Genomic DNA, 22,726 nt, shown 5'->3' with positions numbered 1-22,726 from the left:
GGCTCAGACCTCGACTTTGACCGGCACGCCCGTCTCGAGGGAGAGCTGGGCCGCGTCGGCAACCTTCGACGCGGCCACGGCGTCCTCGGGGGTGCACGGATTCCCGCGCTGCCCCTGGACCAGCTCGAGGAAGGCCAGCATTTCGGCCCGGTACGCCGCCTCGAACCGCTCAGCGAACGTGCGGTGCGGCTCCCCCAGCGGGAAGCCGGTATCCGGCTCCGTGGACCGCAGGGCGGTTCTGTCGTCCAGCCCCACCATGACCGAGGCCTTCGAGCCCTGGATTTCCAGCCGCACGTCGTGGCCTGCGCCGTTGTACCGGGTGGCCGAAACCGTCCCCACCGTGCCGTCGTCGAGGGTAACGACGGCGAGCGCCGTGTCCACGTCGCCGACCTGGCCGATCGCGGGGTCGCCGTTGTTGGAGCCGCGCGCGTAGACCTCCACGATCTCCCTGCCGGTCAGCCAGCGCAGGATATCGAAGTCGTGCACGGAGCAGTCGCGGAAGAGCCCGCCCGAGGTCGCCAGGAATTCGACCGGCGGCGGGAACATGTCCCCGGTGACGGCGCGGAGGGAATGGATCCAGCCCAGCTCGCCCGCCCGGTACCTGCGCCTGGCTTCCAGATAGCCGGTGTCGAAGCGGCGCTGGTGCCCGATCTGGACCACGCCGCCGTGCTCGCGGACATGGTCCAGGACGGGCAGCGAGTCGGCCACGTTCCCGGCGACGGGCTTCTCGCAGAAGACCGGCACACCCGCGTCGACGCCGGCCCGGATCAGCTCCGGGTGCGTCGCGGTGCCGGTGGCGACGACCAGGCCGTCGACTCCCCCGTCCAGCATCACGTCCGCCGACGGCACGGCCTCCGCCCCGAGGGCCTCGGCCGCGGAGCGGGCATAGTCGGCGGCCACGTCAGTGACGAGCAGGCGCAGGCGGACCCCGCGTTCCTCCAGCACGGGGCGCAGGCCCATGATGTTGTGCGCGTGCATGCTGCCGATCCGGCCGACGCCGGCCAGCCCGAGGGTCAGGTGCTTCATGGTTTCCTTTACTGGTTGGGCAGGTTCGCGGCCGGAGCCTGGCGTGCTTCATCCGGGAAACGGATTCCCAGCTGCCGGCGCAGCTCGTCGGCCAGCCGCAGGAACCGGATCGAGTCGGCCATCGGCCGCTCCTCGACCTCCCGCCGCCCGGCCGCGATGGCGCGGGCCACGGCGGCCGCCTGGTAGTGCAGCCCTTCGAGATGGCCGCCGGGCTCGCCGTCGTAGCGCAGCTCGCCGCCGTCGTGGCCCTTCACCGTGAATCCGCCGGGGCAGTTGAATGGCCCGTCAATGGTCAACGTGGCCCGGGTTCCGACGACGGTGGCCGCGGTCGGGGTAAAGCCGTACAGGTTCGTGTTGGTCACGGCGTGGGCCCCGCCGGGGAACTGCATCACCGCCGAGATCTGCCCGTTCACGCCCTCCGGGTGCGGAGTCCCGAGCGCGCGGACTTCCTCCGGGTCGCCGAGCAGCGCGGTGATGAACGCGAGCGGATAGGTGCCGAGGTCCAGCAGCGGCCCGCCGGCGAGGTCGGCGTCAAAGATCCGGTGCCCGGGCTCGAAGTGCTCGCCGTACTCCGCCATCACGGACACCACCTGCCCCAGGTGGCTGCCGTCCAGCAGCTGCCGGACGACGTCGAACTTTGGCAGGAAGAACGTCCAGAGCGCCTCGGCGGCGAGCAGTCCCCGTGACCGGGCCAGCGCGGCGACCTCTTCGGCCTGGGCGGCATTGGTGCCGATGGGCTTCTCCACCAGCACGTGCTTGCCGGCGTCGAGCGCCTCCATCGCCACCCGGTAATGGTGGTTGTGCGGCGTTGCCACATAGACGATGTCGACGTCCGGCGCCTGGGCAAGTTCACGGTAGCTGCCGTAGGCCGCCGGGATGCCGAAGCGCTCGGCGAATCCGGCGGAGCGTTCCAGCGACCGCGAGCCCACGGCCGAAAGCTGCTGCCGCGTGTGCTGCTGCAGGGAGGCCGCGAACCGCTCGGCGATCCAGCCGGGTCCGGCGATTCCCCAGCGCAGCGGCGGCGCCTCGCGCGAATCGGGCACCCGGCTCTCGGGCAGGCGGTCAGGCAGACGGTCGGGCACCCTGTCGGGACGGGCGTTGGCCGCGGCGCTCATGCCGCCGCCACCGGAGTGAAGGCGCCGCCGTCGTGCATTGACCGCACCATCGCGTCCGCGGCGAGGGTGGCGCGCAGCCCGTCCTCCGCCGTGGCCAGCGGCGACGGCGTTCCCTCCAGCAGGTGCCGGACCCAGGCTTGCAGCTCGCGGCGGTAGGCCTCGGCGAAGCGCGGCCGCCAGTCCGCCGGGTACTCCACGTAGTTCTTCCTCTCCAGGTTGTAGGCCGCAACCGCTGGCTCCACGACCCGGGCCGTGCCGCGTTCGCCGACCACCTCGCACTGGGTGGAGTAGCCGTGCCCGGCGTTGAGGAACAGCTCCAGCGTCGCCAGCACCCCGGAGCGGAGGCGGACCAGCATAAAGGCCGGGTCCTGCAGGCCGCCGGCGGCCTCGGACGAAGCGAGGAGGCCGGGCACCCAGGACACCTCGGCGATCGGGCTGTCCAGCAGCCAGGGGAACGCGTCCAGCTCGTGGATCGCGGAATTCGTGACGGCGGACTCGCTGGTCGCCCCGGGAGCGGCGGAGACATTGCGGCTGATGCCGTGCAGCAGCAGCGGCCGCCCGAGTTCACCCTCGGCCAGGGCCTGCCGCAGTTCCACATGGCCGGGGTCGAAGCGGCGCATGAAGCCCACGCTGACCAGGGAAACGCCGCGCTCGTCGCGCACCGCGCGCTCGGCTTCGACGATGCGCCGGGCCTCGTCCGCCGTCGAGGCCAGCGGCTTCTCGCAGAGCACCGGCTTGCCGGCGTCCAGGCAGGCCTGCACCAGCTCCGGATGGGTCGAATCGTGCGAGGCGATCACCACCGCGTCCACGCCGTCGTCGTGGATGAGCTCCAGCGGGTCCGTCACGGCCCGCGCCCCTAGGGCCGATGCCGCTGCCTTGGCGCGTTCGCCGTCGATGTCCGCCACGCACGCCAGCGTGCTGCCGCCGATGTTCCTGGCAAGGTTCTCCGCGTGGTCGGCACCCATGATTCCCGCGCCGACCACTCCCGTCCGAATGGTCACATGCCCTCCCTTGCTTGTTCCGCCGGCGGCCTAGGCGCGCCGGCCTTCCGTAGCTTCGACTTCCGCTGCCACTTCCGCCACGACGTCGTTGTGGCCGCCGAGGGCCTCCAGCTCGTGGGCCAGCTCCGCGAGTTCCGCGCCGCCGGCCATCTGCGCGGTGAGCTCCTCGAGCGTGATGTCCTTCTTGTTGTAGTAGCCGATGGACTTGCCGCGCTTCAGCAGCAGGAACCGGTCCCCCACAGGGAAGGCGTGGTGCGGGTTGTGCGTGATGAAGATGACGCCGAGGCCGCGGTCGCGGGCCTGCAGGATGTAGCGCAGCACGACGCCGGACTGCTTGACGCCCAGGGCCGCCGTCGGCTCGTCGAGGATCAGGACCTTGGCGCCGAAGTGCACGGCGCGGGCGATCGCCACGCACTGGCGCTCACCGCCCGAGAGCTGTCCGATCGGCTGCTCCACGTCGCGCAGGTCGATCCCCATGTCCTGCAGTTCCTTCTTGGTGATCTGCTTCATGCGCTCGACATCGAGCCGCTTGAAGGGGCCGAAACCGGTGGTCAGTTCCGAGCCCAGGAAGAAGTTGCGCCAGATCGGCATGAGCGACACGACCGCCAGGTCCTGGTACACGGCGGCGATGCCGGCGTCCAGTGCCTCGCGCGGCGACGACAGCTTGCGGTCCTCGCCGAGGATGGTGAAGGTTCCCTCGTCGTGCTGGTGCAGGCCGGCGATGATCTTGATCAGCGTCGACTTGCCCGCGCCGTTGTCCCCGAGCACGCAGGTCACGCGTCCGGCGTCGACCGCCATGGTGACGTCGCGCAGGGCGATGATGTTGCCGTAGTGCTTGCCCACCTTGTCCAGGTTCAGCAGGTGCACCGGGGTGGAGGTCAGCGGATCGGTTTCGCCCTTGAGCAGCGTGTCCTGGGTGATCTTCTTGTTGTCCATGGTGGTCATTTCCTTGTGCTCCTTGTCCGTTACTTCTGCTCGGCCCGGCGCTTGACCACGAGGTTGACGATCGTGGCCAGCAGGAGCATCAGGCCCAGGAAGAACTTGAACCAGTCCGGGTTCCACTCGGCGTAGACGATGCCCTTGTTGGCCATGCCGAAGATGAAGGCGCCGATCGCGCCGCCGATGGCGGAGCCGTAGCCGCCGGTCAGGAGGCAACCGCCGATCACCGCGGCGATGATGTAGAGGAACTCGTTGCCGATGCCTTCACCGGACTGTACGGTCGCGAAGGCGAAGAGGTTGTGCATGCCGAGCACCCAGGCGCAGAAGCCCACGGCCATGAACAGGCCGATCTTCGTCTTGACGACCGGGACGCCCACGGCGCGGGCAGCGTTGGAGTCGCCGCCGGAAGCGAAGATCCAGTTGCCGACCCGGGTCCGCAGCAGGATCCACGAAGCCACCGCGACCATGGCGATCCAGATGAAGACGGTGATCTTCACGTCGACGCCGGCAATGTTGACCGACGAGGCGAAGATCGCCTTGGCGGAGTCGAAGCCGTCCATGTTGGAGATCGACGGCGTGGAGACGCTGCCGCCGATGGCGCGGGTCAGGCCGAGGTTCAGGCCGGTCAGCATCAGGAAGGTCGCCAGCGTCACGATGAAGGACGGGAGCTGGGTCTTGATCAGGATCCAGCCGTTGATGAAGCCGATGCCGAGCGACATGACCAGGGCCAGGCCCACCCCGACCCAGACGTTCATCGAGAAGTACCAGCTGAAGAGCGACGCCATCAGCGCCGAGCTGATCACGGCAACACCGGTGGAGAGGTCGAATTCGCCGCCGATCATCAGGAGCGAGACGCCCACGGCCATGATGCCGATGGTCGACGCGCCGTAGAGCACGGTGGCAATGGACGCCGGCTGCAGGAAGACAGGCGCGACGGCTGCGAAGAAGATGAAGAGGGCGACCGCCCCCACCAGCGCGCCGATTTCCGGGCGGCCCAGGATCTTGCTCAGAGTACTTTTCTTGCCGACCCGTTCATCGGTCACGGGCGCTGTTGCTGTCATGGTCATGTCATTTGCTCCTTGGAGGCCGTGGCGGAGCCGGAACCGGCCCCGCTACGGCTTTCGTCTGTTTAGCGGACGCCCTGTTCGGCGAACTGGAGGACCTGTTCAGCGCTCTTCTGGTCCACGATGGTCGGTCCGGTCAGCACCGGCTGGCCGCCGCCGATCTCGAACCCGCCGCGCTTGTTCAGCCACAGCGCGTCCACCGCACCGTAGCCCTGCAGCCACGGCTGCTGGTCGACGGTGAAGAGGATGTCGCCGTCGACGATCTTCTGTGCCAGTTCGGCGTTCATGTCGAAGGACGCGACCTTCGCGTCGCTGCTCGAACCCGAGATGGCCTTGAGGATGGTCAGGGTGAAGGGTGCACCCAGGCCAATCACGACGTCGGCGTCCTTGGTGGCCTGCAGCTTCGCCGTCACGGTGGACTCGACCTGCGTCATGTCCGTGCCCTGGACGTACAGGACCTCGGTGTCCGGCACCTTCGCCTTCACGCCCGCACACCGGTTCTCGAGGCCCACGTGGCCCTGCTCCTGGATGACGCAGATGGGGTGCTTGTAGCCCTCCGTGGCGAGGCGGTCGCCGACGGCCTCGCCGGCGAGCTTCTCGTTGGAACCGAAGTGCGTGATGGCGCCCAGTTCGGCCGAGCGGTCCTCGCCGGCGTTGAGGCTCACCACCGGAATGCCGGCATCCTCGGCCTTCTTGAGCGCCCCGGCCAGCGCGTCGGGCTTGGCCAGGGTGACGGCGATGCCGTCGACGCCCTGGTCGACGGCCTGCTCGATCAGCTGCGCCTGCCGGCCGCCCTCGGGATCCGAAAGGTACTGCAGCTCGACGTTGTCCTTGGCCGATGCCTCTTCCGCACCCTTGCGGACGATGTCCCAGAACGTGTCGCCGGGAGCGGCGTGGGTAATCAGGGCGACGTTGATCCGCTCGGTGCTGGCGACGGCACCGCCGCCGCCCTCACTGGCCGCTTCCGGCGCGCGCCCGCCGGAACTGGAGCACGCCGTGAGAGCAAGGGCCGGAACCACGACCGCTGCGGCCGCGAGTTTCCGCCAGGAAAGCTTGTGTGACACGAGAATCTCCTTCGTCTGTGGTCCGGCCTTCCCCGAAGGCCGGCGGCCGCCCGGCTGCAGTTGCCTGCCGCCCGGCTCAGCGCCTTGAACACAAGAATGGGTGACACGCATCACAAAAGTCAATAGAATGTCAGGACATATTCACATTAGGTCGCCAAGGGCGCCGCGCCCGCCGCTTGAAGAGAAGCCCGGGACCCGCGGAACCTCTGGACACGACTGGTACGCTCGTTGAAAGATTTGTCCTGTCAATAGGTCAACGGCGAACGATGAACAGGAAGCAGGTGAACGAGGGATTATGAACACCGAACTCAACATCCCGATCGACCGGTCATCCCCGGTCCCCCTCTACCACCAGGTCGTCCAGGGGATTGAAGCGGCGATCCACAGCGGCGCACTGGAGTCCGGTTCCCGCCTCGACAACGAGATCGAACTTGCCAGCAAGCTGAAGCTCTCCCGGCCCACCATGCGCAAGGCCATGGACGAACTGGTACGGTCCGGCCTGCTGGTGCGCAAGCGGGGCGTCGGGACGCAGGTGGTTTCCAGCCAGGTCCGCCGGCATCTGGAGCTCTCCAGCCTGTTCGATGACCTCAAGCGCACCGGGCAGAAGCCGACCACGGACGTGCTGGAGTTCCGCCACGGCGCCGCCGATCCGGATATCGCCGAGGCCCTGGACCTGCCCGCGGGCGTCAACGTCTACCACTTCACCCGGCTCCGCTGCGTCGGCGGGAAGCCGCTCGCGCTCATGGAGAACTGGGTCCGGGACGACATCACGGAAATCACGGAAGACGGCCTGCGGAAGCTGGGCCTCTACCAGATCCTGCGGGACGCCGGGGTGAACTTCCGCCTGGCCACCCAGCGGATCGGCGCGACCGTCGCGGACAAGCGGCAGGCGGGCCTGCTGGAAACCACTCCGGGCTCCGCGCTGGTCACCATGGAGCGCACGGCCGTGGATGACGCGGGCCGCAACGTGGAAACCGGCCGGCACGTCTACCGCGCCGACTCCTACAGCTTCGAGATGACCCTGGTCCAGCGCTAAACCAAACGAAAGGCCATTCCATGCCCGGGACAACGCAATGGTTCTATCCGCTCGGTTCCGCCAACGACGGCGCCTGGCAAGTATCGCTGGGAGCCTCCGACAGTGCCACCAGGGTCGAGGGCTGGGCCCACACCGGCCTCAAGGTCGCGCGGCTCGGCCCCGGCGAAGCGGTCAAGCTGGGCGCCGAGGCGGAGGAACGCATCGTGGTTCCGCTGGAGGGTGCCTTCACCGCCACGGTGGACGGGACGGACTACGAGCTCCGCGGCCGCGGCTCCGTCTTCGCCGGCCCCTCGGACGTGCTCTACACCGGGATCGAAACCGCCGTCGCCATCTCGTCGAAGGAGGGCGGGCGCGTCGCGGTCGCCCTGGCGCCGGCGAAGGCCAGCTACCCGGTGCGGCTGATCACCGCGGAGGAGACGCCGGTGGAACTGCGCGGTGCGGGCGTCTGCTCCCGCCAGGTGCACAATTTCGGCACGCCCGCCGCGCTGGAGGCGGACCGCTTCATCGTCTGCGAGGTCATCACGCCGGCCGGGAACTGGTCCTCCTATCCCCCGCACAAGCACGATGAGGAGAAGGACGGCGAGACCAGCCTCGAGGAGATCTACTACTTCGAGACCCGGCTGGCGCGAAACGCGCCGGCACCGGCCGCCGCCGACCCGATCGGGTACGCGCGGGTCTACGCCTCGGACGAGCGGCCCATCGATGTCAACGCCGAGGTCCGCAGCGGCGACGTGGTCCTGGTCCCCTACGGCTGGCACGGTCCGGCTATGGCCGCACCGGGTTACGACCTCTACTACCTCAACGTGATGGCCGGTCCCGGCCGGGTCCGCGAGTGGCTGATCAGCGACGACCCGCACCACGGCTGGATCCGCCGGACGTGGGACGGCCAGCAGGTCGACCCGAGGCTGCCCTTCACGGACTGACCAGCGGCGGGCATCTCCTAGCTGCCTTCACCGCACTGGCTGGCCCCGCCGCCGCGCCTCCCCGGGCTGCCCTTCACTGCACGGGCTGGCCCCGCCGCCGCGCCGCTCTCGTCCTCCGGCCTGTTGTCTGTAGCTGTCGTGGGCCATTTTGCACAAGGCGGCAGCCTGCCATCCATTTCCCGAAGGGTACTTCGAATACTGTCGGTGGCGGCTTGTAGCGTGGGGTCATGGAGTTCAAGGAGGAAGGCTCAGCGGAGTGGCGGGACGTTTCGTTCCCATCCGGTCGTAGCCTGTCCCTGCTTGAGTATCGCCTCTATCAGGCGATCGCTGAGGAGTACGGCCGGCTGATGCGCGAGGACGGACGGTCCGGTCCGGCTCCGGGTCTTCGCGGTCAGCGTGCACGCAGAGGCCTCGGTCTCGTGCACTTTGCACCGCCTCCCGTAGACGCTGTTGTCATGGCTCCAGAGCTCCTGTTTTCCGCACTGGCCGCCAGAGAGGATGCTGCATCTGCCGCTGCCCCCGCTCCCGCGGATCCGAAGACTCCTGCTGCTCCCGCACCGGAGAAGGCGCAGGCTGAGCCTGAGGATGCCGGCCCTGCTGCGCCTCAGGCTCTCAAGGGAGCTGACTCCTCGCCACTCCCCGTTCCCTTTCCGCCCCGCGAACAAACCGAAACCCCGGGCCCACAAGTCGCGGAAGAAGCTCCCCATTCTGCGTTCAATACAGCGGAGCCGGTCGCGACTGATCCCGAAGCTGCTTCCGGGCCTGAGGAGCCGGTTTCGGCTGATCCCGAGGCCGTCTTCGGGCCGCCGGCGGATGAGGGCGAGGATGGGATACCGGATTGGGCGTTGTCGCCGGCGCAGCGGGCCAAGCGGGAGCAGGCCAGGGAAGCCGCTAAACCGAAGCCGCCGGCGCTGGTGGAGCACGGGCCGGTGGAATGGTTCCAAGCCTGGCGGGACATCACACCGGCGGACCTGGCCGCCGTGCTCGCCCGGCAGGACCCGGCGAGGTTGGCGGACGGGGTGCTGCTGGAGTACCTGGCCGCGGTGGAGAAGGTGACCGCGTCCTGGCAGGGGCTGCGTGTCCGGGGTTTGGGCGAGTTCGCGTCCCGCCGCACCGAGCCCGGGTCCCCGCTGATGGGTGCGGAGGGCTATGACCGGGGCACGGTGCGGGAACTGGCCGCGCACCTGCACCAGTCGCAGAAATCCCTGGTCCCGGAACTGGCCGACGCGGTCCAGCTCTGCGCGCACTTCCCGGGCACGGTGGCGGCGTTGGGTGAGGGGCGGGTGGACCTGGGCCGGGCGACCGTGATCGTGCGCGGCTCCCGCGACCTGCCCGCCGCGGTATTGGGCGAGTATGAGCAGGCGGTGCTGCCCGGGGCGGAGACCGTGGTGAGGGAGACCGTGCAGGACCGGGCGAGGGCGGCCCGGCACCGGCTGCACCCGCAGACCCTTCAGGAGCGGCATGCGAGGGCGATGGAGCACCGCGGGGTGTGGTTCCGGCCGCAGGAGGACGGGATGGCCGAACTGTGCGTGCAGACCGGTGCGGATACCGCGATGAGTGTCTATAGCCTGGTGCAGGAGCACGCGAAACACCTCAAAACCCTCGACGGGGAAACCCGCACCCTGGCCCAGCTGCGCGCCGACGTCTTCACCGACCTCTGCCTCCAACCCCCGGCCACCGCCGCCACCGGCGGTCCTGCCTTTGGGCCGGCGGCCGGCGGTAGCGCCCGTGGCGGGAACCAGCTGCGTGGTCAGGAAGCCGGCGGGGCCGCCCCGGCAGGCGAAAGCAACCTCGGCGCCCCTGCCGACACCGCCTTTGGGCCCGCCGCCGGCCCTGCCGCCGACGGCGTGAGCCAGCTTGTCGGGCCCATGGCCACCGGAACGGGCGCGGATGGCGACGGGCAGGGCGGGCTCTACGGTCCGGCGGCCGCCGCGAACGGGTCCGCCACCAGCGGTACCGCCGGCACGGCCGACGGGTCCGCCGGAGCGGCCGTGGAACGCAGTGCCGGTGAAGCGTGGGGCGGCGGGAACGTGAAGGCGTTCGTCGCGGTGACGATTCCGCTGGCCACCGCGGCCGGCGGGGACGAGCCGGGCGAGCTGGCCGGGTACGGGCCGATCCCGCCCGGCATGGCCCGCCGGCTGGCCGGCCTGGCGAAATCCTGGCTGCCGGTCATCACCGACAAACACGACCAGGCCGTCATCGTGGCCCGCGAGATGCGCCACCCGCCCGAATGGCTCAAACGCCAAGTCCGGTTACGCGACGAAACCTGCCGCGGGCTCGGCTGCCGCACCCACTGGAAGCACTGCGAACTCGACCACACCCAGGCGTGGGAACACGGCGGCAAAACCGAACTCGATAACCTCGTCCTGCGCTGCAAACCCGACCACCTGGCCAAACACAACGACGGCTGGCACACCACCCAACAGCCCCACGGCATCATCCGCCACCAAACCAAAACCGGGCAGACCTACACCAGCTACCCCGACGGCTCCTGGATCAGCCACGGCATCACCCCGCCGCCACCACCGCCACCAGACCCCTTCAACGACACCACACCACCACCTTTCTAGGCGTGGGCGCCGTTGGAAATCTTAGGACCGGGGGCCCTGCTCACGTGAGGGTGCGTGCACCTGCTGCGTACTTCAGCCCAAATGGGACTTACTCATTCACGGCCCGGCCGGGATGTTGTGCGGCGTGATGATGTCGATCTTCGAGGCCTCTCCGGCGGGATCTTCGGGCAGCGCCCCGTGGTGGTGCAGCAGGATGCGGCAGCAGCGGTTCAGGTCCAGCCGCAGGTCGTGGTGCAGCAAAGCACTGATCCTGCCGGCCCGCAGCAGCTCAAGGTTGTCCGCGTTCAGGTCGTGCCCGATGAACACCTCGGGCTCCCGGCCGGCCGCGTCGAAAGCGGCCAGCAGCCCGCGGTTGCCTCCGCCGGACGAATACACCCCGGCCAGCGTCTTCCCGCCTGCGAGCGCGCGCCCCATGATCTCCCGGGCGCTGTCGTCGAGCCCGTCCGATCCGTCCAGGTAGTGCACCGGCCGCCCAGGGTCCAGCCTGCGCATCGCCGCGCGGAATCCCATCTCCCGTTCCTCCTCGCCGCGGAACGCGTCATTGCTCACCGTCACCGCGATGCCGCCCGGCCGCCCGCGCAGCCACTGCGAGACGAGGTAGGCGGCCGTCGCCCCGGCCGAGCGGTTGTCGATCCCGACATAAGCCAGCCTGCGGCTGAGCGGCACGTCCGTGACCAGCGTGACCACCGGAATGCCGAGGGCCAGCAGGCGGTCGACGGCGGCCGCGACCTCGGGCACGTCGGGCGCCTTGAGCACGACGCCGTGGCTGCCCTGCGAGCCGATGCGGTCCAGCTGGGCGACGCAGGCGGCGGCGTTCCAGAGTTCGTGGAGGTGGAAGCGCGCCCGGAAGACGGCCGGCCGGAGCAGCGGCAGCTCGGCTTCCAGCGCCGTCCGCACGGCGAGGTGGAACCGGGCGGGCGCGTCCGCGACGACGTCGATCATGAACCGGCGGCCGGTCAGTTCCAGCTGCTGCCGCTGCGCCTCGAGCTCCTGGATGGCCTGCTTCACCTGTCCGGCCGTCGCGGCGCGCACGCCCGGGCGGTTGTGCAGCACCCGATCCACCGTCGCGTCGCTGACGCCGGCCTGGCGGGCGATCTCCCGCACGGTAAACGAATGGGCCACGCTTCCTCCGGTGGTCTGGGACTGACGGAATCGTGATGGACCCGGATTGGCTTCGGATTGGACGCGACCAGCATGGCATGGCCTGGAAGGGCACAGCAAGACTGCCAGCATCAGCCACGCGGGCCTCGGGACTGATGGGTTTTTGAGGTACTTGCCCCCTTGCCGCCCCTTCGGCGTGGCGGAAGACTGGTTCCAGTGCAGCCGGCCTGCACGCCGCGGCTTCCCTTACCCCGTCTTCCTCGACAAAGGAGCCCCCTATGTCCACAACAGCCCAGCCCGGAAGCGTCGGCCTCCGCCATGACACCCAGTGGTTCAGCGCGGCCGACTGCCGGCTCGACGACTTCGTGCGCCTCGTTGAGGCGGAAACCCGGCGCGAGGACTACCCCTTCGCCGCGGCGGTCGAGCAGAACGTCCTCGTCTACGGGCCGGACCTGCAGCAGCGGGCCGCGGATCCGGTTGTCCGCCGCGACATCCAGGCGGAGCTGGTGCGGGCCCTGACCGAAGGCCCGGGCATCGTGGTCTTCAAGCGCGCCTTCGCGGACACCGCCGTCGTCGACCGCGCCACGGACGCCTTCAACCGGCTGATCGAGGACCAGCGGGCCGCGGGCACGGCCGGCGGGGACCACTTCGCCAAGCCCGGAGCCAACGACCGGGTCTGGGGCGCCCTGGACAAGCTGGCCGTCGCGGCGCCCGATGTCTTCGCGGACTACTACGCCAACGACGCCCTCGCGCTCATCTCCCAGGCCTGGCTCGGTCCCAACTACCAGGTCACCTCGCAGGTCAACGTGGTCAATCCCGGCGGCGCCGCGCAGACCGCCCACCGCGACTACCACCTCGGCTTCATGGGGCTGGAGGAAGCCCAGTCCTATCCGGCGCACGTGCACCTGCTCTCCCCCGCCCTGACCCTGCAGGGAGCGGTGGCACACTGCGACATGCCGGTCGAGTCCGGGCCGACGCTGTACCTGCCGCACTCCCACAAGTACCCGGCCGGCTACGTCGCCTTCCACCAGCCGGAGTTCACCGAATACTTCGAGCAGCACTACGTCCAGCTGCCGCTGGAGAAGGGCGACGCCGCCTTCTTTAACCCGGCCCTCTTCCACGGCGCCGGCCACAACCGCAGCGCCGGCATCCGGCGGATGGCCAACCTCCTGCAGGTCTCCTCCGCCTTCGGCCGCGCGATGGAAACGGTGGACCGGACCGGCATGTGCAGGGCGCTCTACCCCGTCCTGCGGGAACGCCTCGCCGCCGGGTCCGGCCGGGAGTGGATCCGCAACGTCGTCGCCGCGGCCGCCGAGGGCTACGCGTTCCCGACCAACCTCGACCGGGACCAGCCGATCGGCGGCATCGCCCCGGAGAGCCAGGCCGCGCTGGTCCTGCGCGCGCTGGAAACCGGACTCGACGACGCGGCGTTCGAGACCGAACTGTCGGCCCAGCAGCAGCGCCGCGGCAGCGGAGCCGCCTGACATGGCAGCGGACCGCGCCTGCGCAGCCCGGAAGGAGTGCCGGCTCCACGCCGGGGCCTCCGGGCCCGGTGCCGCACCGGAAGGAGTGCCGGCATGGCCCTCGATCACCTGATGCGGGGAAAGGTCCTGCTGGTCAGCGGCGGCACGCAAGGGGTCGGCGCCGGCATCGCCCTCGCGGCCGCGCAGCAGGGCGCGGAGGCAGTCGCCGTCGTCGGCCGCAGCGAAGACACGGGCCGGCGCTCCGTGGACGCCCTCGAGGCGGCCGGAACCGCCGCGTGCTTCATCCGGGCCGACCTGGCGGACCACGCCCAGGCCGGCACCGTGGTGGACACCGCCGTCGAACGTTTTGGCCGGGTGGATGCGCTGGTCAACGCCGCCGGCCTGACCACGCGCGGGACCCTGCTGGACACCACCGGGGAACTCTTCGACGCGCACATCGCGGTGAACCTGAAGGCGCCGTTCTTCCTCATGCAGCAGGCCATCGCCCACCTGCGCGGCCGCGGCGCACCCGGCGCCATCGCCAATATCATCACCATGAGTTCGCACGGCGGCCAGCCCTACCTGACGCCGTACGTCGCGGCCAAGGCCGGGCTCGCCGGGCTGACGAAGAACGCCGCCCACGCGCACCGCTGGGACCGGATCCGGATCAACGGCATCAACATCGGCTGGACCGCGACGGAAGGCGAGGATGGCATCCAGCGCCGCTTCCACGGGGCCGGCGACGACTGGCTCGAGCGGGCCAGCGCATCACAGCCGCTGGGCAAGCTCGGCCAGGTCGACGAGATCGCCGACTTCGTCGTGTTCCTGCTCTCCGAGCGCTCCGGGGTGGTCACCGGCTCCGTGATCGACTGGGACCAGCAGGTTCCCGGCGCCTACGACTGAGGCCGCACGCGCCGGACCCGCCCTGCCCGGCTGTGCGGGAAGGGCAGGTCCGGTGCCGACGTCACTGGAAGCCGCCGACAAATTCCTTCATCGTCTCCAGCTGGTAGCGCGCGACCTCGCAGGCGTGCTCGTTCTCGGCGAAGACGCTGGAGACCATCACGGTCTCCGGCCGGTCCAGGAAGCCGTTCTCGGCCAGCGAGCCGAAGAATTCCTGCCAGTCCACATCGCCGTCGCCGATCTTCAGGTGCTGGTGCACGCGCACCGGGTTGCCCGGCGGGTTGGTGATGTAGCGCAGCCCGTGGGAGGCGTGGTGGTCCATGGTGTCGGCCACGTGGACCACCCGCAGCCGGTCCCCCGCGGCCTCCATGATCTGTGCCGGCTCGTCCTTCATGTGGAAGGTGTGCGCCGCGACGTACACGAACCCGAGGTTGGGCGAATTGACGCCGCGGATGACGCGCCATGCGGCCAGGCCCTCCTCGACGAAGTCGTCCGGGTGCGGGTCGATGGCCACGTGGACTCCCTCGCGTTCGAAGAGCGGCACGAGCTCCTCCATCGAGCGGTAGAACGCGGCCTCGGACTCTTCCGGCAGCTCCGGCCGGCCGCTGAACTCGGTGTTCATCTGGGTCACGCCGAGGTCGACGGCGATCTGCACCGCGCGCTTCCAGTAGCGCACGGCGGCCTGTCGGAGGTTTTCGTCCGGCGACGACCAGCGCAGCACCGGCAGCACCGAGGCGATTTCGACCTCCGCCTCAGCGCAGGCCTTCTTCAGGTCGGCGACCAACGCGTCGTCGGCCTTCGGGTGGGTGAAGAACGGCAGGACGTCCTGGTGCGGCGTGAGCTGAAGGTACTTGTAGCCCAGCTCCGCGGCCAGCTTCGGGAACTCCAGCAGCGAGTGCGTGTGGTGGAACGGGGTGGGATCAAGCGCGATCTTCATCGTTGGCGCCCTTCCTTGGCTCGATTGTCTGCCGGCCCTAGCTGTACAGCGCGGGCTTGTCGTTCAGCTGGACCTGGACCTTGGCGCCGGTCTTCTGGGCCTCGACCCCCGCCTCGCAGCAGGCCGCGGTGGCATAGCCGTCCCAGGCGCTCGGGCCGCCGATCCGGTCCTCCAAAGCCGCGTCGACCCAGGCCTGCAGCTCCACGTCGTAGGCCGTGGCGAAGCGCTCCACGAAGCCCGGCGTCACCTGCCCGCCCCAGCGCCCCTGGGTGCGGACGTAGGGTCCGGAGTCGCTGCCGATGCTGACCACGCCCTGCTCGAAGGAGGCCTGGGTGGCCACCTCGTAGCCGAACTGCGCGTTGACGTAGATTTCCACGTCGGCCAGCACCCCGGAGGCGGTCTCCAGCAGCACGTGCTGCGGATCGTGCTGGCCCTCGGGCGCGTTGCGGGTGCGCTTGCCCAGCCGCACCTGCACGGAGGTGATCTCCTCGCCGGTGAAGAAGCGCACGGCGTCGAACTCGTGGACCACCGAGTCGTTGATCAGCATCTCGTTGGTGAAGCCGGGCGGCGTCGTCGGGTTGCGGTGCTGGTGGTGCAGGACCAGCAGCTCCCCCAGCTCGCCGCTGCGGATGATCCGGCCCAGCTGCGCGTACTCCGCGTCGTAGCGGCGCATGAAGCCGACCTGGATCCGCTGGCGGCCCAGCTTCTCCTCGGCCTGGACCACCCGCCAGGAGGACTCGGCGTCCGGGGTCAGCGGCTTCTCGCACAGGATCGGGATGTCCCTTTCGAGCGCGGCGTGCAGGATCTCCTCGTGCAGGAAACCCGGCGTGGCGATCAGCACGGCGTTGATGTCCGGACGCTCCAGGGCCGACGGCCCGTCGGTCAGCGCCAGCGCGCCGGGGACGTCCGCGACGGCGGCGCGGGCGCGGTCCTCGTCAATGTCGACGACGGCGGCCACTTCCGCACCGTGGATGCGGCGGTGCAGCCGCTGGATGTGGTCGATGCCCATGCGGCCCGCTCCGATGACGGCCACGCGGAGGTTCTGGTTCATAGCGGTTCGTTCCTTACTGGACGCGGGTGCGGGAGCCGCACGAGAGCAGGTACTTGCAGGTGCGCTGGGCGATCGGCATCGGCACCCTGAAGTCGGCCACCGGGTACATGTCCTGCTCCACGATGCCGAAGATCGGCTTGTCCAGCCTTTCGACGGCGTCGATCACTTTGGACAGGTCGGGCAGCCCGTGGGGCGGTTCGATCATGACGCCGGCGGTGTTGGCCGCGGCGAAGGTCAGGTTCTGTTCGCGCACGGTCTTGAGCACCTCGGGGTCGACCTGCTTCAGGTGCAGGTAGCCGATCCGCTCCGGGTACTTCTCGATCAGGTCCACGCTGCTGGCCCCGCCGTACTCCGCGTGCCCGGTGTCCAGGCAGAGCGTGACCAGCTCCGGGTCCGTGTGCTGCAGGAACCGCTCGATGTCCGCCTGCACGCAGACGTGTGAGTCCGCGTGGGAATGGAACTGCTGCGCCAGCCCGTACTCCTCGGCCAGCACCTTGCCCAGCCGGTTGTGCCCGTTGAACAGGTCGTCCCACTGCTGCACCGTCAGCTCGCCGTTCTCCACCGCCTCGCCGGTGACGTCGTCGCGCCACATCGCCGGGATGACTACGATGTGCTTGCCGCCCATCGCCGCCGTCAGCTCCGCGACCCGGCGGGCCGGTTCCCAGGCTTCGTCCCACTGGCCGACGCCGCGGTGGAAGGCGGTGAACACCGTGCCGGCGGAGACCTTCAGGTCCCGCTGGGCCAGCTCGTCGGCCAGCTTGGCCGGGTCCGTGGGCAGGTACCCGTACGGCCCGAGCTCGATCCATTTGTAGCCGGATTCGGCCACCTCGTCGAGGAACCGCTGCCACGGCGTCTGCTTCGGGTCGTCGGCGAACCAGACTCCCCACGAATCGGGGGCCGTGCCAATAATCAGCTTGTTCTCAACTTCGGACATTCCTTGAGGTCCTTTCAGTGCGAGTGGTCCGGCGGGACGGGTCAGTTGGACGGGAAGGCGAAGGACGCGCCGGAGGCCTGCTTCGGTTCCGGCCAGCGCTGGGTGACGACCTTGCCGCGGGTGTAGAAGCGGATGCCGTCCGGGCCGTAGATGTGGTGGTCGCCGAACAGCGAGTCCTTCCAGCCGCCGAAGGAGTGCCAGGCCACCGGCACCGGCAGCGGGATGTTCACGCCGACCATACCGACCTTGACGCCGCGGGTGAACGCGCGGGCGTACGCGCCGGACGAGGTGAAGATGGCGGTGCCGTTGCCGTACGGGTTCGAGTTGATGATCTCCAGCGCCTCGTCGATGCTGTCCACCCGCACCACGGCGAGCACCGGGCCGAAGATCTCCTCGCGGTAGGCGCTCATCTCGCGGCGGACGTGGTCGATCACCGTCGGGCCGACGAAGAAACCGTTCTCGTGGTCCTTGACCACCAGGTCCCGTCCGTCGACCACCAGCGCGGCGCCGTCGTCCTGGGCCTCGCCGACGATCTTCTGCAGCCGGGCCTTGGACTGCGGGGTGATGACCGGGCCCATGTCGGCGTCCGGCTCCATCCCGTTGGCGACCTTGACCGCCTCGGCCCGTTCCTTGAGCTTGGCGACCAGGCCCTCGGCGGCGTCACCGACGGCAACCGCGACCGAGATGGCCATGCAGCGCTGCCCGGCGGAGCCGAAGGCGGCGGCGTTGATGTGGTCCGCGGCCAGGTCCATGTCGGCGTCCGGCATCACCACGGCGTGGTTCTTCGCCCCGCCGAGCGCCTGCACGCGCTTGCCGTGCTGGGTGCCGGTCTCGTACACGTACCGGGCGATCGGGGTGGAACCGACGAAAGAGATGCCGTCCACGTCCGGGTGGGTCAGCAGGCCGTCCACGGCCTCCTTGTCGCCCTGCAGGACGTTGAACACGCCGTCCGGCAGGCCGGCCTCCTTCCACAGCCGGGCCAGGAACAGGCTCGCCGAGGGGTCCCGCTCGGAGGGCTTGAGGATGAAGGCGTTGCCCGTCACGATGGCCACCGGGGCCATCCACAGCGGCACCATGACCGGGAAGTTGAACGGGGTGATGCCGGCGACCACGCCGAGCGGCTGGCGGAACGAGAACACGTCAATGCCGCCGGAGACCTGGTCCGAGTATTCGCCCTTCAGCGACTGCGCGGCGCCGCAGGCATATTCCACGACCTCCAGCCCGCGGCCCACCTCGCCGGCCGCGTCGGAGACGACCTTGCCGTGCTCGCTGGTGACGACCTTCGCCAGCTCCTGCACGTTCTCCGCGAGCAGTTCGCGGAACTTGAACAGCACCGCCACGCGCTTGGTCAGCGACGTCTCGGCCCAGGTCTCGGAGGCGGCCTTGGCGGCGGCGACGACGTCGTCGATGTCCGCCCGGTTGGCCAGCCGCAGCTCGCCCGTGGCCTCGCCGGTCGCCGGGTTGTAGACGGGCTGGGTCCGGTCCCCCGACCCGACGGTTTCCGCGCCGTTGATGAAGTGGGTGATGGTCGTGCTCATGTGTGCTCCTTGAAATTCGTGCAGTCTAGCCGAGGAGCGGCTTCTGCCGGGACTTGTGGTCGGTGTAGGTGCGGTAGGCGTGCTGCGTGGACTCGAGCTCGGAGGCGCCGGAGACCGGCACGTCCCACCAGGACTCGGAATCCGGCGCGTCGAGCAGCGGATCGGACTCGATGTAGATGAGCACCGGGCCGCCGCCCTCGGGCTCGGCCTTCGCCTTGGCCACGGCGGCCTCCAGGTCGGCGATGACGTCCTCGCCCGGCTCCACGCGGATGACCCGGACGCCGAGGGATTCGGCGTTGGCGGCGAGGTCGATCGGCAGCTTCTCGCCGTCGTCGAAGGTGTGGTGCTTGCGGTCCAGGGTCCGGTACTTCGTGCCGAAGCGCTGCGAGCCGAGCGATTCGGAGAGCGCCCCGATGGAGGCGTAGCCGTGGTTCTGGATGAGCACGGTGATCAGCTTGAGGCCCTCGGCCACGGCGGTAACCAGTTCGGTGTGCATCATCAGGTAGGAGCCGTCGCCGACCATAACGACGACGTCGCGCGGCCGGGCGTCGGCGGAGCCTTCGGCCGCGCGGTCCGCCTCGTCGACGGCCGCCCGCTTGACGCCCAGGCCGCCGGGGATCTCGTAGCCCATGCAGGAGTAGGCGTACTCCACGTGGTAGCCGAACGGGTCCCGGACCCGCCACATCTTGTGCAGGTCGCCGGGCAGCGAGCCCGCGGCGCAGATCACGACGTCGCGTGCGTCCATCGCGCGGTTCACGGCACCGATGATCTCGTTCTGGCTCGGCAGCGGCGTGTGCCGGGTGTCGAAGGCCTCGTCCACGGTCCGGTTCCAGCGGTCCTTCTCCGCCGCCGCGAGCTGCGCCAGGTCGGCGCCGACGCGGTAGCCCGAGAGCCCCGAGGCCAGCTTCGCCAGCGTCTTCCGGGCGTCGGCGACGATCGGCAGGCTGGTGCCGTGCTTGTAGGCGTCGATCGGGGCGACGTTGATGTTGACGAACCGGACGTCCGGATTCTGGAACGCCGTGCGCGACGCCGTCGTGAAGTCCTCGTAGCGCGTCCCGATCCCGATGATCAGGTCCGCTTCACGGGCGACGGCGTTCGCCGCCGTCGTTCCCGTGGAACCGATGGCGCCGAGGCAGTAAGGCGCGTCCCACGGCAGGACGCCCACGCCCGCCTGGGTGTAGGCCACGGGAATGCCGGTCAGTTCGGCGAGCTCGGCCAGCTGCTCGGTGGCAAAGGCGTAGAGGACGCCGCCGCCGGCGATGATCAGCGGGCGCTTGGCCGAGCGGATCAGCTCCACCGCGCGGCGGATGTCCTGCTCCTCGGGTTCGGGGCGGCGGATCCGCCAGTCCCGCTCGGCGAGGAACTCCTCCGGGACGTCGAAGACCTCGGCCTGCACGTCCTGCGGCAGCGAGATGGTCACGGCACCGGTCTCGGCCGGGTCGGTCAGCACGCGCAGGCCGTGGTGCAGGGCGGAAAACAGCTGCTCGGGGCGGGAGACCCGGTCGAAGTACTTGGACAGCGGGCGGAAGGCGTCGTTGACCGTGATGTCGTAGGCTTCGGGCCGCTCCAGCTGCTGCAGCACCGGATCCGCGGCGCGGGTGGCGAAGGTGTCCGAGGGCAGCAGCAGGACCGGCAGGCGGTTGGCCGTGGCCAGTGCCGCGCCCGTGAGCAGGTTGGACGAGCCCGGGCCGATCGAGGTGGAGACCGCGAAGGTGGCGCGGCGGCGGTTGTGCCGGGCGTAGCCGACGGCCTGGTGCGACTGCGCCTGCTCGTTGCGGCCCTGGTAGTAGGGCATCAGCGCAGGATCCTTGACCTGCCACTGCTTCAGTGCCTGGCCCACGCCGGCGACGTTGCCGTGGCCGAAGATGCCGAACATGCCCGGAATCAGCCGGCCGCGGTAGTCCTCCCCGCCGACGCTGTCCACCAGGTACTGCCTGCCCAGGAACTCTACGACCGCCTGGGCGACGGTCATTCTGCGGGTAGCCATCAGCTGGCGACCTCCTGTCCGGTGTGTGCGTTCAGCAACGATGCGGCGGCGGCGACGGCCTCCTCGACCGTCCCCTCCTTCGGGTAGAGCAGGGCCCGTCCGACCGTCAGGCCCTGGACGCCGGGCAGCTTGAGGGCGGCGCCCCAGCTGGCGAACACCTCTTCCGGCGAACCCGACGGGTCTCCGCCCAGGAGCACGGTGGGCAGCGTGGTCGCGGCCATGACGCGCTCCATCTCCGCCACCACCGGCAGCTTCATCCAGGTGTAGGCGCTGGTGGAGCCGAGGCCGGAGGCGATGGCGACGGACTTGATCACGGCGTCGGCGCTGAGGTCGTTGCGCACCCGGCCGTTGTCCCAGACCGAGATGAACGGCTCGACCATGGCGACCAGCCGGCGCTCGGCGAGGCTGTCGATCGCCTTCGCGGTCGATTCGAGCGTGGCCACCGTGGCCGGGTCGCCCAGGCAGATGCGGGTGAGCATCTTGCCGCCGTTGGCGCCCAGCGCCTCCAGGGCCTCGGCGGTGTGGCCGGTGAACCGGTCGTCCATCTCGTTGACGAAGCCGGACAGGCCGCCGCGGTTCATCGAGCCGAAGAGGAGCTTGCCGTCCAGCGCGCCGAGCAGCAGCAGATCGTCCATGATGTCCGGGCTGGCCAGCACGCCGTCCACCGCGGGGTTCGCGAGGGCGGCCTGCAGCCGGTCGAGCAGGTCGCGCCGGTCCGCCATCGCCGTCTTGTTGTCCCCGACGGCGAGCGCGCCGCGGGCGGGATGGTCGGCGGCGACGATGAAGTTCTGCTCGCCGAGCTTCAGCCCGGGGTGCGGCCGGCGGACCGCGGCGGCCCGCGAGACCGCGTCCGGGTCCTCCAGCCGGATCCGCGACAGGTGTTCGTAGCGGCGCGGGTTGTCGTCGAAGCGGCTCATCGGACGGCCTCCACGGTCTCGGGCAGGGCGCGCCCGCGTTCGGCCAGCAGCGCGTTGACTTCTTCCGGTGTCGGCATCGCATCGGCGCACGAGAGCCGCGATGCCACCAGCGCTCCGGAGGCGTTGGCGTAGTCGAGCACGGCGGCCAGCGGCCAGCCGGCCAGCAGGCCGTGGCAGAAGGCCCCGCCGAAGGCGTCCCCGGCGCCCAGCCCGTTGAGCGTCTCCACGGGAACGGGGGCGGAGACCACCCGCTCGGTGCGGGTCTTGGCCATGACGCCGTCCGGCCCCAGCTTTACGACGGCGATTTCCACTCCCGCGTCCAGCAGGCGGTCCGCCTGTTCGTCCGGGGTCCCCTCGCCGACGGCGACCGCGCACTCCTTGTCGTTGCCGATGGCGACGGTGACGTGCGGCAGGATCACAGAAACCTGTTCGCGGGCTTCCTCCTCCGATGCCCAGAACATCGGCCGGTAGTCGAGGTCCAGGACCGTGTACTGCCCCGGACGCAGGCCCTCGCGCGGCCGCGCCTCATGCGCCGCCAGGTGGGCCGAGCGGCTCGGCTCCTGGCTGAGGCCCGTCACCGTCGACCAGAAGATCCCGGCATCGCGGATGGCCGCCCGGTCCAGCTCGCCGGCGGCGATCTGCAGGTCCGGCGCCGTCGGAAAACGGCCGTAGAAATAGAGGGGAAAATCGTCCGGCGGGAGAATCGCGCAGAAGGTCGCGGGGGTCTGCAGGCCCGGCACCGCCGTCACGAAACCGTCGTCCACCCCGAACTTGCGCAGTTCGCGGTGCAGGTACTCCCCGAACGGGTCCTCGCCGGTGCGGGTGATGACCGCCGACCGGCGGCCGTGCCGGGCCGCCGCGACTGCGACGTTGGAGGGCGAACCGCCCAAGTATTTGCCGAAGCTATTGACATCCGCCAGCCCGACTCCGATGTCATTCGGATAGATGTCGACGCTGATCCGTCCCATGGTAAGCAAGTCGTGAGCCACTAGAGATCATCGGCCTTTCTGTTCGGGGCGAGCCGCCTGGCCGCCTGCCTGGCAGGCTGTGAGCCGAGCCACATTCATACTTTGCCTGAAGGACTTTGTCCTGTCAAACCTTTGTACTGACATATTTACAAGATTGGTCATGCAGGCTTCGGTGCAGGCTGCGGTCCTGTC

General features: G+C 69.6%; 19 protein-coding genes. 5 read left to right on the top strand and 14 right to left on the bottom strand.

The annotated features are described in order from the left end of the window. Nucleotides 1-3: 3 nt before the first annotated feature. From WFH44_RS02130 to WFH44_RS02105, 6 genes are all read right to left on the bottom strand, one after another. On the bottom strand, nt 4-1,026 hold the full coding sequence (locus WFH44_RS02130; protein ID WP_336711367.1) for a Gfo/Idh/MocA family oxidoreductase: 1,023 nt from the start codon (nt 1,024-1,026) through the stop codon (nt 4-6). Between the two features lie 8 nt (nt 1,027-1,034). Next, on the bottom strand, nt 1,035-2,141 hold the full coding sequence (locus WFH44_RS02125; RefSeq protein WP_336711366.1) for a Gfo/Idh/MocA family protein: 1,107 nt from the start codon (nt 2,139-2,141) through the stop codon (nt 1,035-1,037). After that, a complete protein-coding gene (locus tag WFH44_RS02120) occupies nt 2,138-3,142 on the bottom strand; it encodes a Gfo/Idh/MocA family protein (protein WP_336711364.1) in 1,005 nt (334 codons plus the stop codon). The genes WFH44_RS02125 and WFH44_RS02120 overlap by 4 nt, the downstream gene beginning before the upstream one ends. 30 nt (nt 3,143-3,172) lie before the next feature. Continuing rightward, nucleotides 3,173-4,078, bottom strand: coding sequence for an ATP-binding cassette domain-containing protein (locus tag WFH44_RS02115; RefSeq protein ID WP_336711803.1), 906 nt, complete (start codon nt 4,076-4,078; stop codon nt 3,173-3,175). Nucleotides 4,079-4,107: 29 nt separating this feature from the next. Then, entirely contained in the window at nt 4,108-5,148 is a 1,041-nt protein-coding gene (locus WFH44_RS02110; protein WP_336711363.1) for an ABC transporter permease, read from the bottom strand. A gap of 62 nt (nt 5,149-5,210) precedes the next feature. Continuing rightward, on the bottom strand, nt 5,211-6,209 hold the full coding sequence (locus tag WFH44_RS02105) for a substrate-binding domain-containing protein (protein WP_336711362.1): 999 nt from the start codon (nt 6,207-6,209) through the stop codon (nt 5,211-5,213). A 295-nt stretch (nt 6,210-6,504) separates the two neighbouring features. Between WFH44_RS02105 and WFH44_RS02100 the strand changes: the two genes are divergently transcribed. From WFH44_RS02100 to WFH44_RS02090, 3 genes are all read left to right on the top strand, one after another. After that, complete coding sequence (locus tag WFH44_RS02100; RefSeq protein WP_336711361.1) at nt 6,505-7,245, top strand: GntR family transcriptional regulator; 741 nt, start codon at nt 6,505-6,507, stop codon at nt 7,243-7,245. 20 nt (nt 7,246-7,265) lie between these two features. Next, nucleotides 7,266-8,168 carry a 5-deoxy-glucuronate isomerase gene (iolB, locus tag WFH44_RS02095; protein ID WP_336711360.1) on the top strand — a complete coding sequence of 301 codons (903 nt, stop codon included), beginning with the start codon at nt 7,266-7,268 and terminating at the stop codon, nt 8,166-8,168. Nucleotides 8,169-9,013: 845 nt separating this feature from the next. Then, complete coding sequence (locus tag WFH44_RS02090) at nt 9,014-10,738, top strand: HNH endonuclease signature motif containing protein (protein ID WP_336711358.1); 1,725 nt, start codon at nt 9,014-9,016, stop codon at nt 10,736-10,738. A 96-nt stretch (nt 10,739-10,834) separates the two neighbouring features. On the opposite strand, the gene WFH44_RS02085 is transcribed toward WFH44_RS02090, so the two are convergent. Further along, nucleotides 10,835-11,860, bottom strand: coding sequence for a LacI family DNA-binding transcriptional regulator (locus WFH44_RS02085; protein ID WP_336711357.1), 1,026 nt, complete (start codon nt 11,858-11,860; stop codon nt 10,835-10,837). A 257-nt stretch (nt 11,861-12,117) separates the two neighbouring features. Between WFH44_RS02085 and WFH44_RS02080 the strand changes: the two genes are divergently transcribed. Together WFH44_RS02080 and WFH44_RS02075 are read left to right on the top strand one after the other, a co-directional pair. Continuing rightward, nucleotides 12,118-13,323 (top strand): phytanoyl-CoA dioxygenase family protein, encoded by a 1,206-nt coding sequence (locus WFH44_RS02080; RefSeq protein ID WP_336711355.1) that lies wholly within the window; start codon nt 12,118-12,120, stop codon nt 13,321-13,323. Between the two features lie 93 nt (nt 13,324-13,416). Continuing rightward, a complete protein-coding gene (locus WFH44_RS02075) occupies nt 13,417-14,205 on the top strand; it encodes an SDR family oxidoreductase (protein ID WP_336711353.1) in 789 nt (262 codons plus the stop codon). A 61-nt stretch (nt 14,206-14,266) separates the two neighbouring features. Here the strand turns inward: WFH44_RS02075 and WFH44_RS02070 are convergent, their stop codons facing one another. From WFH44_RS02070 to iolC, 7 genes are read right to left on the bottom strand one after another with little or no spacing between them, the layout of a single operon-like run. Beyond that, nucleotides 14,267-15,139: a sugar phosphate isomerase/epimerase family protein gene (locus WFH44_RS02070; RefSeq protein WP_336711352.1), complete on the bottom strand. Its 873-nt coding sequence runs from the start codon at nt 15,137-15,139 to the stop codon at nt 14,267-14,269. Nucleotides 15,140-15,176: 37 nt separating this feature from the next. Next, on the bottom strand, nt 15,177-16,190 hold the full coding sequence (locus WFH44_RS02065; protein ID WP_336711351.1) for a Gfo/Idh/MocA family protein: 1,014 nt from the start codon (nt 16,188-16,190) through the stop codon (nt 15,177-15,179). Nucleotides 16,191-16,203: 13 nt separating this feature from the next. Beyond that, on the bottom strand, nt 16,204-17,124 hold the full coding sequence (locus WFH44_RS02060) for a sugar phosphate isomerase/epimerase family protein (RefSeq protein WP_336711350.1): 921 nt from the start codon (nt 17,122-17,124) through the stop codon (nt 16,204-16,206). 41 nt (nt 17,125-17,165) lie between these two features. Continuing rightward, nucleotides 17,166-18,662, bottom strand: a complete 1,497-nt coding sequence (locus tag WFH44_RS02055; protein WP_336711348.1) for a CoA-acylating methylmalonate-semialdehyde dehydrogenase — start codon at nt 18,660-18,662, stop codon at nt 17,166-17,168. A 25-nt stretch (nt 18,663-18,687) separates the two neighbouring features. Next, nucleotides 18,688-20,634 (bottom strand): 3D-(3,5/4)-trihydroxycyclohexane-1,2-dione acylhydrolase (decyclizing), encoded by a 1,947-nt coding sequence (gene iolD / locus WFH44_RS02050; protein ID WP_336711801.1) that lies wholly within the window; start codon nt 20,632-20,634, stop codon nt 18,688-18,690. Between the two features lie 14 nt (nt 20,635-20,648). Further along, nucleotides 20,649-21,566, bottom strand: coding sequence for a Cgl0159 family (beta/alpha)8-fold protein (locus WFH44_RS02045; RefSeq protein ID WP_264795932.1), 918 nt, complete (start codon nt 21,564-21,566; stop codon nt 20,649-20,651). Continuing rightward, complete coding sequence (gene iolC, locus WFH44_RS02040) at nt 21,563-22,555, bottom strand: 5-dehydro-2-deoxygluconokinase (RefSeq protein ID WP_336711347.1); 993 nt, start codon at nt 22,553-22,555, stop codon at nt 21,563-21,565. The genes WFH44_RS02045 and iolC overlap by 4 nt, the downstream gene beginning before the upstream one ends. Between the last annotated feature and the right edge of the window lie 171 nt (nt 22,556-22,726).

It is taken from the genome of Arthrobacter sp. USHLN218, from assembly GCF_037144715.1.
GTDB lineage: Bacteria > Actinomycetota > Actinomycetes > Actinomycetales > Micrococcaceae > Crystallibacter.
This window is presented reverse-complemented; position numbering and strand designations above follow the sequence as displayed.

Coding starts and splice junctions, on each gene's coding strand:
- WFH44_RS02130 (WP_336711367.1), bottom strand. CDS start 1,026: ATGAAGCACCTGACCCTCGGGCTGGCCGGCGTCGGCCGGATCGGCAGC.
- WFH44_RS02125 (WP_336711366.1), bottom strand. CDS start 2,141: ATGAGCGCCGCGGCCAACGCCCGTCCCGACAGGGTGCCCGACCGTCTG.
- WFH44_RS02115 (WP_336711803.1), bottom strand. CDS start 4,078: ATGGACAACAAGAAGATCACCCAGGACACGCTGCTCAAGGGCGAAACC.
- WFH44_RS02110 (WP_336711363.1), bottom strand. CDS start 5,148: ATGACCATGACAGCAACAGCGCCCGTGACCGATGAACGGGTCGGCAAG.
- WFH44_RS02100 (WP_336711361.1), top strand. CDS start 6,505: ATGAACACCGAACTCAACATCCCGATCGACCGGTCATCCCCGGTCCCC.
- iolB (WP_336711360.1), top strand. CDS start 7,266: ATGCCCGGGACAACGCAATGGTTCTATCCGCTCGGTTCCGCCAACGAC.
- WFH44_RS02080 (WP_336711355.1), top strand. CDS start 12,118: ATGTCCACAACAGCCCAGCCCGGAAGCGTCGGCCTCCGCCATGACACC.
- WFH44_RS02075 (WP_336711353.1), top strand. CDS start 13,417: ATGGCCCTCGATCACCTGATGCGGGGAAAGGTCCTGCTGGTCAGCGGC.
- WFH44_RS02070 (WP_336711352.1), bottom strand. CDS start 15,139: ATGAAGATCGCGCTTGATCCCACCCCGTTCCACCACACGCACTCGCTG.
- WFH44_RS02065 (WP_336711351.1), bottom strand. CDS start 16,190: ATGAACCAGAACCTCCGCGTGGCCGTCATCGGAGCGGGCCGCATGGGC.
- WFH44_RS02060 (WP_336711350.1), bottom strand. CDS start 17,124: ATGTCCGAAGTTGAGAACAAGCTGATTATTGGCACGGCCCCCGATTCG.
- WFH44_RS02055 (WP_336711348.1), bottom strand. CDS start 18,662: ATGAGCACGACCATCACCCACTTCATCAACGGCGCGGAAACCGTCGGG.
- iolD (WP_336711801.1), bottom strand. CDS start 20,634: ATGACCGTCGCCCAGGCGGTCGTAGAGTTCCTGGGCAGGCAGTACCTG.
- WFH44_RS02045 (WP_264795932.1), bottom strand. CDS start 21,566: ATGAGCCGCTTCGACGACAACCCGCGCCGCTACGAACACCTGTCGCGG.